This window comes from Pseudoalteromonas sp. QJM3NY_22, from assembly GCF_056173065.1.
The window spans coordinates 1,495,426-1,509,856 of the sequence record NZ_CM149655.1; the positions used below are offsets into that span (position 1 = coordinate 1,495,426).

13 protein-coding genes and 7 tRNA genes are annotated in these 14,431 nt (G+C 39.8%); 17 read left to right on the top strand and 3 right to left on the bottom strand.

The features are described from left to right. The first annotated feature begins 82 nt into the window (after positions 1 to 82). From AC0VZ4_RS06540 to AC0VZ4_RS06550, 3 genes are read left to right on the top strand one after another with little or no spacing between them, the layout of a single operon-like run. On the top strand, positions 83 to 403 hold the full coding sequence (locus AC0VZ4_RS06540; RefSeq protein ID WP_475441245.1) for a YqcC family protein: 321 nt from the start codon (positions 83 to 85) through the stop codon (positions 401 to 403). After that, complete coding sequence (gene truC, locus AC0VZ4_RS06545) at positions 396 to 1,160, top strand: tRNA pseudouridine(65) synthase TruC (protein WP_007378205.1); 765 nt, start codon at positions 396 to 398, stop codon at positions 1,158 to 1,160. Before AC0VZ4_RS06540 ends, truC begins: the two co-directional genes overlap by 8 nt. Further along, positions 1,160 to 1,609, top strand: a complete 450-nt coding sequence (locus tag AC0VZ4_RS06550) for a flavodoxin (RefSeq protein WP_475441246.1) — start codon at positions 1,160 to 1,162, stop codon at positions 1,607 to 1,609. Before truC ends, AC0VZ4_RS06550 begins: the two co-directional genes overlap by 1 nt. Positions 1,610 to 1,674: 65 nt before the next feature. Here AC0VZ4_RS06550 and AC0VZ4_RS06555 read toward each other — a convergent pair whose 3' ends face one another. Together AC0VZ4_RS06555 and gloB are read right to left on the bottom strand one after the other, a co-directional pair. Further along, on the bottom strand, positions 1,675 to 3,255 hold the full coding sequence (locus tag AC0VZ4_RS06555) for a LysM peptidoglycan-binding domain-containing protein (protein ID WP_007378207.1): 1,581 nt from the start codon (positions 3,253 to 3,255) through the stop codon (positions 1,675 to 1,677). A gap of 155 nt (positions 3,256 to 3,410) precedes the next feature. Beyond that, positions 3,411 to 4,184 (bottom strand): hydroxyacylglutathione hydrolase, encoded by a 774-nt coding sequence (gene gloB / locus AC0VZ4_RS06560; protein WP_033037832.1) that lies wholly within the window; start codon positions 4,182 to 4,184, stop codon positions 3,411 to 3,413. 53 nt (positions 4,185 to 4,237) lie between these two features. On the opposite strand from gloB, the gene AC0VZ4_RS06565 reads away from it, so the two are divergent. Then, positions 4,238 to 5,023: a class I SAM-dependent methyltransferase gene (locus AC0VZ4_RS06565; protein ID WP_008138494.1), complete on the top strand. Its 786-nt coding sequence runs from the start codon at positions 4,238 to 4,240 to the stop codon at positions 5,021 to 5,023. A gap of 162 nt (positions 5,024 to 5,185) precedes the next feature. On the opposite strand, the gene rnhA is transcribed toward AC0VZ4_RS06565, so the two are convergent. Beyond that, positions 5,186 to 5,650 carry a ribonuclease HI gene (gene rnhA, locus AC0VZ4_RS06570; RefSeq protein ID WP_007378210.1) on the bottom strand — a complete coding sequence of 155 codons (465 nt, stop codon included), beginning with the start codon at positions 5,648 to 5,650 and terminating at the stop codon, positions 5,186 to 5,188. A gap of 68 nt (positions 5,651 to 5,718) precedes the next feature. On the opposite strand from rnhA, the gene dnaQ reads away from it, so the two are divergent. The 13 genes from dnaQ to AC0VZ4_RS06635 all read left to right on the top strand — a co-directional run bounded on the left by dnaQ (position 5,719) and on the right by AC0VZ4_RS06635 (position 14,348). Further along, complete coding sequence (dnaQ, locus tag AC0VZ4_RS06575) at positions 5,719 to 6,432, top strand: DNA polymerase III subunit epsilon (RefSeq protein WP_007378211.1); 714 nt, start codon at positions 5,719 to 5,721, stop codon at positions 6,430 to 6,432. Between the two features lie 9 nt (positions 6,433 to 6,441). Then, positions 6,442 to 7,812: a TIGR03503 family protein gene (locus AC0VZ4_RS06580; protein WP_008138491.1), complete on the top strand. Its 1,371-nt coding sequence runs from the start codon at positions 6,442 to 6,444 to the stop codon at positions 7,810 to 7,812. A 97-nt stretch (positions 7,813 to 7,909) separates the two neighbouring features. Next, a tRNA-Asp gene (locus AC0VZ4_RS06585) sits at positions 7,910 to 7,986 on the top strand. Between the two features lie 26 nt (positions 7,987 to 8,012). After that, positions 8,013 to 8,089 (top strand) — tRNA-Asp (locus tag AC0VZ4_RS06590). 41 nt (positions 8,090 to 8,130) lie between these two features. After that, positions 8,131 to 8,207 (top strand) — tRNA-Asp (locus AC0VZ4_RS06595). A gap of 31 nt (positions 8,208 to 8,238) precedes the next feature. After that, positions 8,239 to 8,315, top strand: a tRNA-Asp gene (locus AC0VZ4_RS06600). Between the two features lie 38 nt (positions 8,316 to 8,353). Then, a tRNA-Asp gene (locus AC0VZ4_RS06605) sits at positions 8,354 to 8,430 on the top strand. Positions 8,431 to 8,467: 37 nt separating this feature from the next. Continuing rightward, positions 8,468 to 8,544: transfer RNA gene (locus tag AC0VZ4_RS06610), tRNA-Asp, on the top strand. A 54-nt stretch (positions 8,545 to 8,598) separates the two neighbouring features. Next, positions 8,599 to 8,675 (top strand) — tRNA-Asp (locus tag AC0VZ4_RS06615). 235 nt (positions 8,676 to 8,910) lie between these two features. Next, positions 8,911 to 9,624, top strand: a complete 714-nt coding sequence (locus AC0VZ4_RS06620) for a response regulator transcription factor (protein WP_007378009.1) — start codon at positions 8,911 to 8,913, stop codon at positions 9,622 to 9,624. Next, complete coding sequence (locus AC0VZ4_RS06625) at positions 9,621 to 10,979, top strand: histidine kinase sensor domain-containing protein (protein WP_033038131.1); 1,359 nt, start codon at positions 9,621 to 9,623, stop codon at positions 10,977 to 10,979. The genes AC0VZ4_RS06620 and AC0VZ4_RS06625 overlap by 4 nt, the downstream gene beginning before the upstream one ends. Before the next feature lie 192 nt (positions 10,980 to 11,171). Further along, on the top strand, positions 11,172 to 13,208 hold the full coding sequence (locus AC0VZ4_RS06630; protein WP_475441247.1) for a TonB-dependent receptor domain-containing protein: 2,037 nt from the start codon (positions 11,172 to 11,174) through the stop codon (positions 13,206 to 13,208). An 18-nt stretch (positions 13,209 to 13,226) separates the two neighbouring features. Beyond that, a complete protein-coding gene (locus AC0VZ4_RS06635) occupies positions 13,227 to 14,348 on the top strand; it encodes a PepSY-associated TM helix domain-containing protein (RefSeq protein ID WP_342866173.1) in 1,122 nt (373 codons plus the stop codon). Positions 14,349 to 14,431: the final 83 nt, after the last annotated feature.

Consider the following 14,431-nt stretch of genomic DNA (forward strand, 5'->3'; position numbering starts at 1 on the left):
GCAAAATTACATTAATTATACGTCATAGCCGCCTATGAGGGAACAGGGTATAATTGCATTACATATATAAAAGAGGGTGGTTATGTACCAGCAAACCCAAACTTATTTAGTGCAGCTAACGGCACTTTTACAAAAACACGCGCTTTGGCAAAGTGGGCCAATAGACGCTGAGGCACTGCTTTCAAAGACTCCTTTTTGTCACGATACAATGGCATTTGAGCAGTGGTTACAGTTTGTATTTATTGAAAAAATACAGCAATTAATAACACATAGGCAACCACTGTCGCGTAACTTTGCTATTGCCCCTATGGCGCAAATGACACTTGTGAATAAAGCCGGAAGCGATGAAATAATTGAATTACTAACAGCCCTTGATACCTTTTTAGGAGAACCAAATGAGTGAGCGTCCAGCGCCTATTGAATATGGCGAGCTGACTATTTTGTATCAAGATGAAAACTATGTGGCTATAAATAAGCCTTCAGGTTTATTAGTGCATCGCTCGTTTTTAGATAAACACGAAACCCAGTTTGCTATGCAAATGTTGCGCGACCAGCTAGGGCAACATGTATTTCCAGTACATAGGCTCGATAGACCTACGTCGGGCGTATTACTGTTTGCATTGAGCTCGGAAGCAGCTCGCGATATGAACCAGCTATTTATTGAAGGTACTATTGCTAAGCGCTATTTAGCCTTAGTGCGCGGTTTTGCGCCAGAGTCAGTATTTTTAGATAAACCGCTTAAAGAAGAACTTGATAAAATAGCCGATAAGTTTGCAGATCAAGATAAAGCACCGCAAGAAGCGCAAACCCAGTTTAATTGCTTGCACCAAGCTGCATTGCCTATTCCTATAGGTAAGTATCCAACAGTGCGTTACTCGTTAGTTGAGTGTTTTCCAAAAACCGGGCGCAAGCATCAAATTCGCAGACACTTAAAGCACTTATCACTGCCTATTATTGGTGATGTAAATCACGGTGATAATCAGCATAATCAATTTTTTAGAGAGCATTTTGAACTAAGACGCTTAATGTTATTTGCAACAGAGCTTAGTTTTGTGCACCCTTATAGTAATGAATCAATAAAAATTAAAGCGCCACTAGGTGAAGACATGCTTGAAATATGTAAGCAGCTAGGTTGGCCAGAGCAAGAAAAGGATTATTAATGGCACATATTAGTATTTTTGTAGGCAGCGTTAATGGCGGTGCTGAGCGTTTAAGCGATGAAGTTGCAGCCACAATTGAGCAAGCGGGTCATACTGCTACAGTAATTACTGAAGCATCACTTGATGATATAAAAAATGCATCGCATGTTTTAATTGTCACCTCCACAACAGGGCAAGGTGATGTACCGAGTAATTTGGCAGGATTGTACTTTGCAATGAATAGCACTTTCCCAATGCTTACCGATAAACCGTTTGGTGTAATTGCAATGGGTGACAGATGCTACGGCGATACATTTTGTGGCGCAGGGCGAAGCTTTGACGAGCTACTACGCGATTTACAAGCAAAGCCTGTGGGCAACCGCCTAGAAATAGATGCATGTGAAGATTTTGAACCATGGCCAGTAACTGAGCCTTGGTTAAAAGTATGGCTAGAAAAACTACCTGCTTAATCCTTAACTTTAAGGTATTAAAAAAGGAGCGCATGCGCTCCTTTTTGCTTTTATAGCTTTATAAATTAACTACTTCTAACATCTACTTTAAGTTTTAGCTTTTGGCCAGGTTGTAAGTATTTTTGACCGGCTAAATTATTCCACTTAATAATTTCGTTAACGCTTAGATTAAACTTAGACGCAATACGTGCAAGTGAATCACCTCGGCGTACTTTGTATGTAATAGTACGGTTGGTGCTTGCCGTTGCTTGTGGTTTATTAGCTGACTTATAAACAGTTAGTTTTTGATTTAGGCGCAATACAGAGTTTTTCTTTAGTTTATTCCATTTAGCCAACTCATCCATAGTTACGTCATATTCGCGGCTAATGTCCCATAACGTGTCGCCACTTTTAACTGTGTGCGAAAGCTTTGTGCGAGTTGCTTTATTAGCAGCTAAACGCATCTGCTTTGGTAAATGCTCACTATTTATAGCGCCATCAGTAAGCGGGACTAATAATTCTTGGCCTACTTTAATCGTATTTGATTTGAGTTTATTAAGCGATCGGATTGCGCTTGAGCTTGTTGTAAACTTTTTGGCAATTACCGATAAGCTGTCGCCTCGAGCCACAATATAACGCTGCCAGCGTAATCTGTTTTTAACATCAGTGTTTGCTAGTTTTTGGCTAAATTCCTCTGCTTTATCAACAGGCAATAATAAAGAATGTGGGCCATTGGGATCAGTTGCCCAGCGATTAAAACCGGGGTTTAATCTGTATAGCTCAGTAAGCGTCATATCAGCCATATCAGCAGCAAGTGCTAAATCTATTTGCGAGCCAACATCAACCACTTCAACCACTTGTGCATTAATTACTGGTTGCCATGTAACGTTAAAATCATCTGAGCGTTTTAATAAATCGGCAAGTGCTAATAACTTTGGTACGTAGGCTGTTGTTTCGCTTGGTAAATCAAGAGACCAAAAATCGGTAGGTAAATGCTTTTTACGATTCTTTTTAATCGCGCGCATTAAACGCCCTTCACCTGAATTATAAGCAGCAATCGCATTTAGCCAATCGCCTTCAAGTGTTTTATGTAAATACGATAAGTAATCAAGTGCTGCGCGAGTTGACTGCACTATGTCGCGACGACCGTCGTACCACCAGTTTTGTTTTAAATCGAATCGCTCACCGGTTGCAGGCATAAACTGCCAAATGCCCGATGCGCTGCGATTAGAATAACCAAACGGGTCAAATGCACTTTCTACAATAGGCAGTAGTGCAATTTCGATTGGCATTTCGCGCTTTTCTACTTCTTCAACAATAAAGTGTAAGTAAGGCTCTGCACGTTTAGAAATACGATCTAAATAGGCTTGGTGGCGAGCATAATAATTACGTTCAGTAACAACAGGGCGGTTTTGCGGTATTTCGATAGAAAGTTGGTAGCGAATTCGCTCCCACACATCATCAAACACGGGAGCTTCTTGCTCATCAGGGTCAACTTGCTGATATTGTGCGTTTACCATCAATGCATTGTTAATGTCGTTAGGACTTGCGCCTTCGAGTTGTTGGTTTGTTTGCGTGGCGACTTGAGAGTCTGAGTCTAAAGTTGTCACAGTTTGACAACCACTTAGCGCTAACGCCAAGGCTATTAATAGGGGAGATTTATTCATAAATACCAATACATCGGGTAAAAAACTCGGCGAATACTACCTGTTATGAGTTAACATTGCCACTGAATGACTTTTTAAAACGCAGAAATAGAATCATCACTATATCTTAAGTTAATGATTCTAATAAAATAAATGTTAAAGTATTAGTTTGTGCATTAAAAATTGTCTTTGAACTGCCTCAGACTAGCAAAGTTCCCCCAAGGTTCATTGTTTTTTGTAACCGAGGTAAACTCTTCTGGCACTAACTCTGTAATGGTTGGCAAATCGCTACGCATAAATGGATTTATTTTTAGCTCCTGTCCAATAGAAGTGGGTAGGGAGATTTGGTTATTACTGCGTAATTCATCTACTTTTTTACTGTACGCAAGGAGTTCTGGGTTACGTGGTTCAACGGCTTTGGCAAAGGCAAGGTTAGCTTGCGTGTATTCGTGCGTGCAATACACACTGCAGCTTGCAGGCAGCTCTCTTAGTTTATTAAAAGACTCCCACATTTGCTCTGGCGTGCCTTCAAATAAGCGCCCACATCCACCGCTAAACAATGTATCGCCGGTAAAAGCAAGTTCATCATTTGTGTAACAAATATGATCAAGCGTGTGCCCAGGAGTTGCTAAAATAGTAAAGTTAATATTAAGCACACTGATGCTTTGTCCATCAGTAAGTGCGTGAGTGACGCCTTTAAATGGACTATTTGCAGGGCCATAAACCGATATATCTGGATAGGCGTCAACTAATTCAGCTACGCCATCGGTGTGGTCGTAGTGATGATGCGTAATTAAAATGCCACCAAGCGTTAGTTTATGCTCAGCTAAGTACGTTAATACGGGATGTGCTTGGCCTGGATCGACTACCCATGCTTGGTTACTGTTATCGGTAGTTAAACACCAAATGTAATTATCAGAAAAGGCTTTAATTGCTTTGACTTGCACCATGGTAAATTGCTCTATAAAGTGACACTTATCGCATAGTATAACGAGCTCAAAAAATGAAACCAGCCCTTAGTTTTCAAGAAGGACCCAAACCACTGTCGTGGCAGCAGTTTCCTCATGGGGATTATTTGCGTGCAGATATTGAACGCAAAATGGAGCAATGGCTGCCGCGTATGTTTGGCTATCATATGCTTAAGTTGGGTAATTTAAGTGGCGAATTAAACACAAGTATAAGTACGATTAAACATCAAGTGTGTGTTGCAGAGCCAGGACCTTACACCGGGGTAGTTGCTGACATAGATGAACTGCCATTTTACGAGCACAGTATTGATGCTTGCATACTAAGCCATTGCTTAGAGTATCATTCAGACCCGCATCATATTTTACGAGAAGCACATCGCACGCTTATTCCAGGCGGTTATATACTCGTGACTGGTTTTAATCCGTTTAGTTTGTGCGGGCTTGCACAAATGCTGCCTTTTAGTGGTCAGAAATTACCATGGACAGGGCGCTTTTTTACCCCTGCGAGGGTTAAAGATTGGCTAAATTTATTGGGTTTTGAAATTGTAAGTGACGAACGTTTTATTTATTCATCACTGGCAAGAGGTAACAGGTTATCAAGATTTGAGTTTTGGCGGACTTTTGCAAAACAGTATTTAAAACCAATGGGCAGTGTTTATATGCTGGTGGCACGAAAAAGAGTTGCGCCACTTACGCCGATAAAACCTAAGTGGCATGCAAGGCCGCAGTTTGCACCCGTAAAAGGGGCAGGGCTTAGGCAAACCTCTAAGCAGCATTACAAAACGTGTGACCAAAAAAATAATACCAATTGCATTAAATAAGTGATCTATTATAGCGCTAAGAAAATAGCACATTAACAAGGCGAAAATTGTGACATATAGTTGTTCTATATGAATAATTTTTAACGCAGTTAGTGAGTTATTTAATGCGATAGAATGAACATGTTTTTAATAAATTGGTATAACAACTAGCTTAGAATAAATTTAAGGCTGGTAGCCTACATCTTCTAGTAAATCTTTACTGCCTGCGGCATCGCGCGCTAAATCGTCAACTATTTCGTTGTACTTATGGCCGCTATGCCCTTTAACCCATTTCCAGGTTACATTGTGCTCGCTACAGGCTTTATCTAGGCGTTTCCATAAATCGACGTTTTTAACCGGCTTTTTAGCTGATGTTAACCAGCCACGTTTTTTCCAGTTAGTGATCCACGATTCAATACCTTGCTTAACATATTGGCTATCGGTTGTTAGATTTACTTCGCATTCTCGAGTGAGTGATTCTAGGGCTACAATAGCCGCGAGCATTTCCATTCGGTTATTCGTTGTGAGTTTATAACCTTGGCTCATTTCTTTTTCGTGACCGTTATAAATCATAAAAATACCATAACCGCCGGGGCCTGGATTACCTAAACATGAGCCATCGGTGTAAATCTCTACGGTTTTTTGCACTGTTTTACCTTGATCTTATGTACAATAAAGTGATTATAGAAAGATACCAGAATCAGGCTAAATTCGATATGGCACGTAGACAAATAGTTTTAGATACAGAAACCACCGGCATCGACCCTAAACAAGGGCACCGTATTATAGAAATTGGGTGTGTAGAGTTAGTAAATCGCCGTTTAACAGGCAATAACTTTCACGTTTATATAAACCCACAACGCCCAAGCGAAGAAGAAGCAATCGACGTTCACGGTATCACTAACGAATTTTTACGTGATAAACCACTGTTTCATCAAATCGCGCAAGAGTTTTTCGACTATATTGAAGGGGCTGAACTAGTTATTCATAATGCGCCGTTCGATGTTGGTCATATGGATAACGAATTTGCGTTGCTTAATCAGGGTTATCCTAAAACGAGTACGTTTTGTGAAGTTCTTGACACGCTTAAAATGGCGCGTGACTTGCATCCAGGTCAAAAGAACAATCTTGATGCTTTATGTCGTCGTTACGATGTAGATAACGCCAAGCGAACGCTTCACGGTGCGTTACTGGATTCTGAGATTTTAGCTGATGTTTACCTTGCCATGACGGGCGGTCAAACAAAACTAAATTTGAATCAAAACAAAGATGACGGCAGCGAGCAGCGAAAGGGGGGTATAAAGCGTTTAAATAGTGACAGAGCCCCACTAGTTGTATTGCGAGCAAGCGATGCTGAGCAAAGCGCACACGAAGCCCGATTAGATCTTGTAAATAAAGAAGGCGGCCAATGTTTATGGCGCGCTGAATAAGGCCATAATATGAAAACGATGTGTTTTGTAACTGTGCTAATAGCGGTTAGCTGTTTTACAAATAATGCTTATAGCGCTAAGCAAGTGGAAGTACTTAAACGCGATGGCCAACAAAATGAAATACCTTTATTAGAAAATCGTTTTCGTATAGATAGTCAAATTGATGAAATAACGTTACTTTTTTTTAGAAAGGCAGGTACACCTGCTGTTATTTTAGTAAGGCCAGATGGCAGTAAATACTTTGCTCCCGACTCAGTTAAAGATCCTAACATTGAATGGTTTGATGAACTTAACTACGATCTCGTTACAATTAAAAAGCCAACGCCTGGGCCTTGGCAAGTTATAGGCAGCATATTACCAGATAGTCGAATCGTGGTATTAGGTGAGGTGTCGTTGCAGGCAGAGTCGTTACCATCGGTGTTATTTAGAGGCGAATCTGTAAAGGTTACGGGTAGAGTATTAAATGATGGCGAACCAATTAATGCTAACTTATTTAAAGATGTGGTTAGTTTACATGTCGATTTTGTCAGTACTAACAACGAGAGTTTTGCGAATTTCGGTGCTGGTATACAAGAAGTTGCTGAGTTTAAAGATGATGGTCGTGGGTTTGATGAACGACCAAAAGATGGTGTATTTACCGGTGAATTTAAATTAGATTTCCCTGCAGGAGAGTGGACACCAGAACTTTACATTGCGACTCCTTTGCTACAAAGGCGTATAACCCAAAAAGCACTTATTATTCATGAGCCGCCTTTTGAGTTTGATATAGCTTTAGCTAAAGAGGATTTTGATGATCATATTTTAGCTATAACTATTGATGCAAACATTGTTAAACCTGAAACCGTGATAATTCAGGGCAAAATATATTATCCCAATAATGAAGAACAAATGTTTACGATTGATGCAATAGCAAATGTATCACGCCAGCTTACGATAAAAAATTATGACTGGGGTCGGTATAGTGTTGAACTGTCTGTTTTTGGCACTAATATAAATGATCGTGAATTTATGGCAACGCTACCCACATATAAATTTGAGATAGAACGACCCATAGAAGCGGTTCCCGAAATTGACCCTGCAACGATTATTACGCCTGATGAAATGATTAAAAGCGATCCTGATGAAGGAAAAATGACCACATCAACAATAATTAGTTTGATTGTCGGCTGTAATATATTCATATTATTGGTTGGTTGGCTGTTAATTCGTATATTTGTTCAGAAAAAGTCGATTAAATTTAACGTCAGGCTGCCTTTTTTAAAGAAAAAGAAAGCAAGTGAAGATGACGTTACTGACTCAGAAAAAAATCAAGTCGGTAAAAATGGCTCAAAAAGTGACAAATCAGGTGAAATTTTAAACCTTTCGATGACAGATGACTAAAAAACCTATAAAAAAACAAAAAAGCCCTTGACGAAATAGGGGTTGGTTCGTATTATTCACGCCGCTGTCAGGGAGACCTAAACAGCAACGAAAATATGGAGTGGTAGTTCAGTTGGTTAGAATACCGGCCTGTCACGCCGGGGGTCGCGGGTTCGAGTCCCGTCCACTCCGCCATTTTCGAAAACTTGTAAGTAAAAGCTGGAGTGGTAGTTCAGTTGGTTAGAATACCGGCCTGTCACGCCGGGGGTCGCGGGTTCGAGTCCCGTCCACTCCGCCAACACTTACACAACGTATGGTTGTAAAACATATTCTTATTATGGAGTGGTAGTTCAGTTGGTTAGAATACCGGCCTGTCACGCCGGGGGTCGCGGGTTCGAGTCCCGTCCACTCCGCCAATAAGAAAAAATAACAGTTTAAATATGCGCTGGAGTGGTAGTTCAGTTGGTTAGAATACCGGCCTGTCACGCCGGGGGTCGCGGGTTCGAGTCCCGTCCACTCCGCCAACTATTTAAACAATGTTATATTACAAAATTTGTATGCTGGAGTGGTAGTTCAGTTGGTTAGAATACCGGCCTGTCACGCCGGGGGTCGCGGGTTCGAGTCCCGTCCACTCCGCCAACAAATTAAGTAATAACAAGTATAATGATATCTCTGCGGAGTGGTAGTTCAGTTGGTTAGAATACCGGCCTGTCACGCCGGGGGTCGCGGGTTCGAGTCCCGTCCACTCCGCCATTTGATATCATGATTAAAATTAGTAAGTGCATTACCCCATGCACATACCACTGCGGAGTGGTAGTTCAGTTGGTTAGAATACCGGCCTGTCACGCCGGGGGTCGCGGGTTCGAGTCCCGTCCACTCCGCCACTTGTTATTTCCTCAATAACAAGTTTATGATTTCAAACACTCAAACACTCAAACACTCAAACACTCAAACACTCAAACACTCAAACACTCAAACACACTCAAACACACTCAAACACACTCAAACACACTCAACACACTCAAATAGTTAACTTTTTTCCTGCGCACCATTTTTGATATTGATTTGTATTACCATTTGCTTTAATTTGTTTTAATACTATAAAAATTATGGCTTTCTATGTCTGCACCACAGGCCTATCAACGCAACAAATTTGATTTTGATATTTTAGTTGTTGAAGACGATACATTACTTAATGATCAAATTACTGAATTACTAGCTAACCAAGGGTACTCTGTTACACAGTGTTTTGATGGTAATCATGCACTTGATTTAGCAGTTGCTCAGCGCTTTAGCCTTATTTTATTAGATGTTATGTTGCCGGGAAAAGACGGCTTGGCAGTGCTCAATATTTTACGTAGTTGTAATAGCACCCCTGTCATAATTGTATCGGCAAAACATGCTGAAGAAGAGCGCATTCTAGGTCTATCAGCCGGTGCGGATGATTATTTAGCGAAACCCTTTAATAGCCAAGAATTATTATTACGCGTAGATTCAGTACTAAGACGTGTTTTTAAACAAGACACTAATACTCCTTATATTGCTAATATTGATGGACTTGAGATAGATAGCTTACATCAACAGGTTTTTCTACATTGTGAGCTATTAACTTTTACGCCTATTGAGTTTGGCTTACTGCAAATTTTAATGAAAAACCAAGCACAAATACTGTTAAAACCTTTCTTATATCAAGTGGTGCTAAACAAACGTTTTAGCCAGTACGATCGTAGTTTAGATATGCATATGAGTCGTATTCGAAAAAAGTTAAATAATGCTGGCTGGGATGGCAGTCGTTTACACACAGTGCATGGCCAAGGATACTGTATTAAATGACACGACGTCTATTTTGGAAGCTGTGCTTAATTATTGGTACCGGTGTTGTTGCGATGTTCTATTTAATTAATGTCGCGGTTAATCACTTTGAAAATGATATGAGTATGTTAAGTGATTCAAGCCGAACAGAATTAACTGATTGGCAAACAAAGGCTGAGATTATATTTGATCAAGGCGATATGAGCGAGCTTGAGCGTTGGGTCGATAACTTGCAGCAACAAGAAAATATTTGGGCTGTAATTGCCAAAGCGAATGTGGTTGAGTTAGCTGGTAATCGCTCTCATCGTTATGAGTATACCGGGTATAATTTAGGGCGTAGCATTGATTGGAAAATCCATCTGTACTTCGACCGTGCACCGGCTATGCAGTTACCTTTTAAAGATGGTACAACTAGCCTTGTTGTGCAGTTGCCGCAAAGAATGCGTCCGGGGTCGCTTTGGAATTTAACACGCTTGTCGTTACAAGTTTTATTACCAATGTCTATATTGGTATGTTTATCTATTGTGTTATATCGTCATATCATGCATCCAATTAAAGAACTCGACTTAGCAAGTAGGGCATTTAGTAAAGGAGACTTTAGCGTCAGGGTTCGGGAGCAGTTGGGCTCACGTAACGACGAACTGTCTCAATTAGCTGAAACATTTGATTTAATGGCTGAGCGGATCAGTGAGCAAATTATGCACCAACGTGTATTATTAACGGATCTCTCCCACGAGTTGAGAACACCTTTAACACGCTTAGATATCGCAACGGATAACTTACTCTCTCACAGGGAGGAGGGCGTAGAGGACACACAAATTAAATTAGAACGTATTCATAAAGAGTCACAGCACATTCGTAAGTTAGTGGATGACACGCTAACTTTGTCTTGGTTAGATAATGAATCACCTCAGTTACGTATTGAACCTTTGGACTTAGTCGATTTACTCGAAATCCTCATTGAAGATGGACGTTTTGAGTACCCAGATAAACTGATTTCTGCTGACTTACCTAATCAAGCTCATATTGAAAACAGTAATCATAGGGCATTAGGTCAAGCACTTGAGAATATACTTAGAAATGCACTACGTTACACACCCATTAATAAACAAGTGCGCGTTAGTCTCATTGATCATGAATATGAATATCAAATTATTATTTCAGATCAAGGCCCTGGAGTGCCTAAAGAGCATTTAAATACTATTTTTAGGCCTTTCTTTCGGATTGATTCAGCCCGTTCGTGCAACAGTGATAGTTTTGGTTTAGGGCTTGCTTTAGCACAGCGACAATTAAACGCGATCGCAGCAACAGTATTTGCTACAAATAGTATTGCCGGTGGCTTAATCATGACGGTAACAGTACCTAAAGGTGTATAAAATTATATTTATTATTGTTAATACATCCAATTAATGAATAATTAAATCAGCATCTTAATTAATCCTATAGCTTAAGTAAGTTTCATTTCTGTGTTTTATTCACGCTAAATGTAACAAATGTAAAGTTGCTATGCTTTTACTTAAAAGAAAATGATAATCCTTCTTATTTACCATTAAGAAGGAACGTTCCCCTTGAAAAAGTTAGCCTTAGTGAGTGCCATTTGTACATCATTCAGTTCACCTATATCCGCGCAAGAACTTGCTAAAAGTAAAGCATCTGTTGAAAAAATATCTGTAGTTGGCTCTGCAACTAATTTGAGTATTACAGCTGAAGAAATAGAACAATATCAAGCAAGTGATCTGGCTGATATTTTTCGACATTCACCTTCTGTTAGCGTGGGTGGCTCGGTAGGCGTTGCGCAAAAGATCTATATTCGTGGTGTTGAAGATTCTTTATTAAATATAACGGTTGATGGTGCACAACAAACATCAACGTTATTTCATCATATTGGCCGTGTAACAATAGATCCAGACCTACTGCAACAAATAGATGTACAAGCGGGGGCCGGTGAAGCAACAAGTGGTCCTGGTGCGATTGGTGGCTCTATACGCTTTAAAACTAAAGACGCACAAGACCTACTTAATCAAGGTGAACAATTTGGTGGGCGTGTTAAAGCAAGTTATTTTTCAAATGACGGCACGCGTTTCAGTACCAGTGTATACGGTAAATTAAGTGATACATGGGGGTTATTAGGATATTTCAGTACTGTGGGTCGCGATAACATGGAAGATGGTGATGGCGATACTATTTATGGTACAGCTGCTGATCAAGATATGATGTTTATTAAAGCCAGTGGTGAGTTAGCAAATAATCATCATTTATCGTTAAGTATTGAAAAACGCGACGAAGAAGGGGATTTTTCGGCACGTCCTAACTGGGCGGTGCAAGAAGGTGATGCTTTGTACCCAAGCGAAGCAAAACGAGATACTTACGTTGCTAATTATATATTTTCTCACAATAACTTATTGTATTTAGAGGCGACAGCATACAAAACCGAATCATCTTTTAATGGTGGTCGTTTTGCTTGGCTTGCTGACATTGATACATATGGCTTAGATATTCGCAATACAAGTATTATTGATGAACATAAATTTATTTATGGTGTTGATTATAGAAACGATGAAGTGTCGAGCGGATCTGCAGCAGGTACAAAAGAAAATGCAGAACAAGGCAGTGTACTTGGGGTTTATGCGCAAGGTTATAGTGATATTACCCCACAACTTTTACTGAGCTATGGGGTGCGTTTTGATAGTTATAAGTTTAAACAAGACATCTTATTAGATGAATATTATGGCACTGCAATTACAGAAAGTGCTTCGAGTTTAGACGATAGTGAAGTAAGTTTTAATATAGGTTTAGCATACGACATAAATGATGCTTGGACAGTAGGGCTTGGGTATGCTGAAGCTGCGCGTGGAAAACAAATAGGCGATGGCTTTACCATCGATGGATATTTATATGATGGCTCAGATATTCCCGTGGCGGATGAAAGTTTAGTACCTGAGACAGTCGCCAATATTGAGGCATCCATAACGTACACAAGTGAAAATTTATCCGCTAAGGCCAGTATTTACAATTCTTCTTTAGATGATGTGATATTTGAAGGATATGAAGGAGACTCGGTTTATAACAATATAGGCACGTTAGATACTAAAGGGTTTGAGTTTGACCTAGCATATCGCTTAAATTCATTTGATTTCTTCATTGGATTTTCAGCTACTGATACAGAGCTTGACCCTCGTAATGGTCTATATACTGTAAGCTATGATGCAATTGATATTAATGGTTATGAGTTTGTCGGTTTAGGTAATAGCAGAGGTAATACATGGGTTGCCGGCGTTGATTACGATGTTAACACCGATGCAAAGGTTGGTTTTAGTGTAACTAAAGTCGATTCGCTTGATATTGATACTCTTCATCAAGCCGTTGATCTTGGTTGGACCGATTCTTTATATACCCTAAATAAACCAAGCTATACCACTTTTGATCTATATGGACAGTGGAATGTGACGAATTCATTATTATTGAATGTTGCTGTTACTAATTTATTTAATGAGTTATATATCGATCATTCAAGTGTGGGTGATTACAGTGAAGTATTTGGTACTGTTGTTGGTCCATACGAATCTGGGCGCGATATTCGCTTATCGATTTCCTACCAGTTTTAAGAATAAGTAACTTATTTTATGTTCTTAAAACTATTTAAAAAGTGGGTCTTTTGGGCCCACTTAATTATAGGTCTAATCGCCGGTTTATTTATTTTTAGCATGTCGTTCACGGGTTTTCTATTAACCTATGAACGACAGATTGTTGAGCTAGATGAAATGCGATTTACTGTAAATAACACCTATGTTCAACAGCGACTATCGGCTGATGATGTTGTGGATATTTTGCGAAAATCGCATCCGAGTCAATCACATATTTATATTCGTTGGGTTAATCGAGAAGGGGCTGCCATTCCTGCCTGGGCTGGAAAGCATAGCTACTTATTACACCCTTATACAGGAGACGTGCTTCGTGAAGGAGAGGGGTTGGCGGCTGACTTTTTTCACGTTGTAACTGATATACATCGTTATTTGTTACTGCATGGCGCTTCGCAGGTGATTGGTAAAAATATAAATGGCTACGCTAATCTATTTTTTATCTTTTTATTACTATCGGGTGCTTATCTGTGGTTACCAAAGCGATTTAACCGCTCTGCGTTAAAAGGATACTTATTACTAGCAAAGAGTTACAAATCATCACATCATCGAAATAGGCAGTGGCATTTAGTTTTTGGGATTTGGTGTTTACCGGTTTTACTCGTTTTGTCATTAACGGCTACTTTGTTTCATTTTGACTGGGCGAATAAAGCGTTATATGGCGCGTTTGGGCAAAACGTACCCGAGCGAGAAAAGCATCTACCAGTATTCGATTTATCGGCAGATGAAGTACTGTACGATACTTTATTTCAACAAGCTAAAGTACATGCAATTAACAATGGTGCCGCTGATTGGTATTCAATGTGGTTAGAATTAGGTGACAAAAAACACGAAGCACGTTTTTATATTGATACCAGTATAGGGAATCGTCAAGAATATGCGTATTCATTATTTTTAGATACTCGCACGGGGGATGTAACTAAAACGCTAAAAAAATCGGATTGGACGCGAGGTGATCAAGCATGGGGAACATCTCGATTTTTACATACCGGTGAATACTTTGGTTTTTTAGGGCAAACATTAGCTGGTTTGGCATCATTGCTCGCATGTTTTTTAGTGTATACAGGCATAGTTTTAGCATGGAAGCGATTGATAACTAAGCGCTAACTTACACTTTTCGTCGAGTATTTGATTGCTTGAAATGTGCGATTTGATATATAAGAATTTATTTTACACAAAAAAGCCAGCGC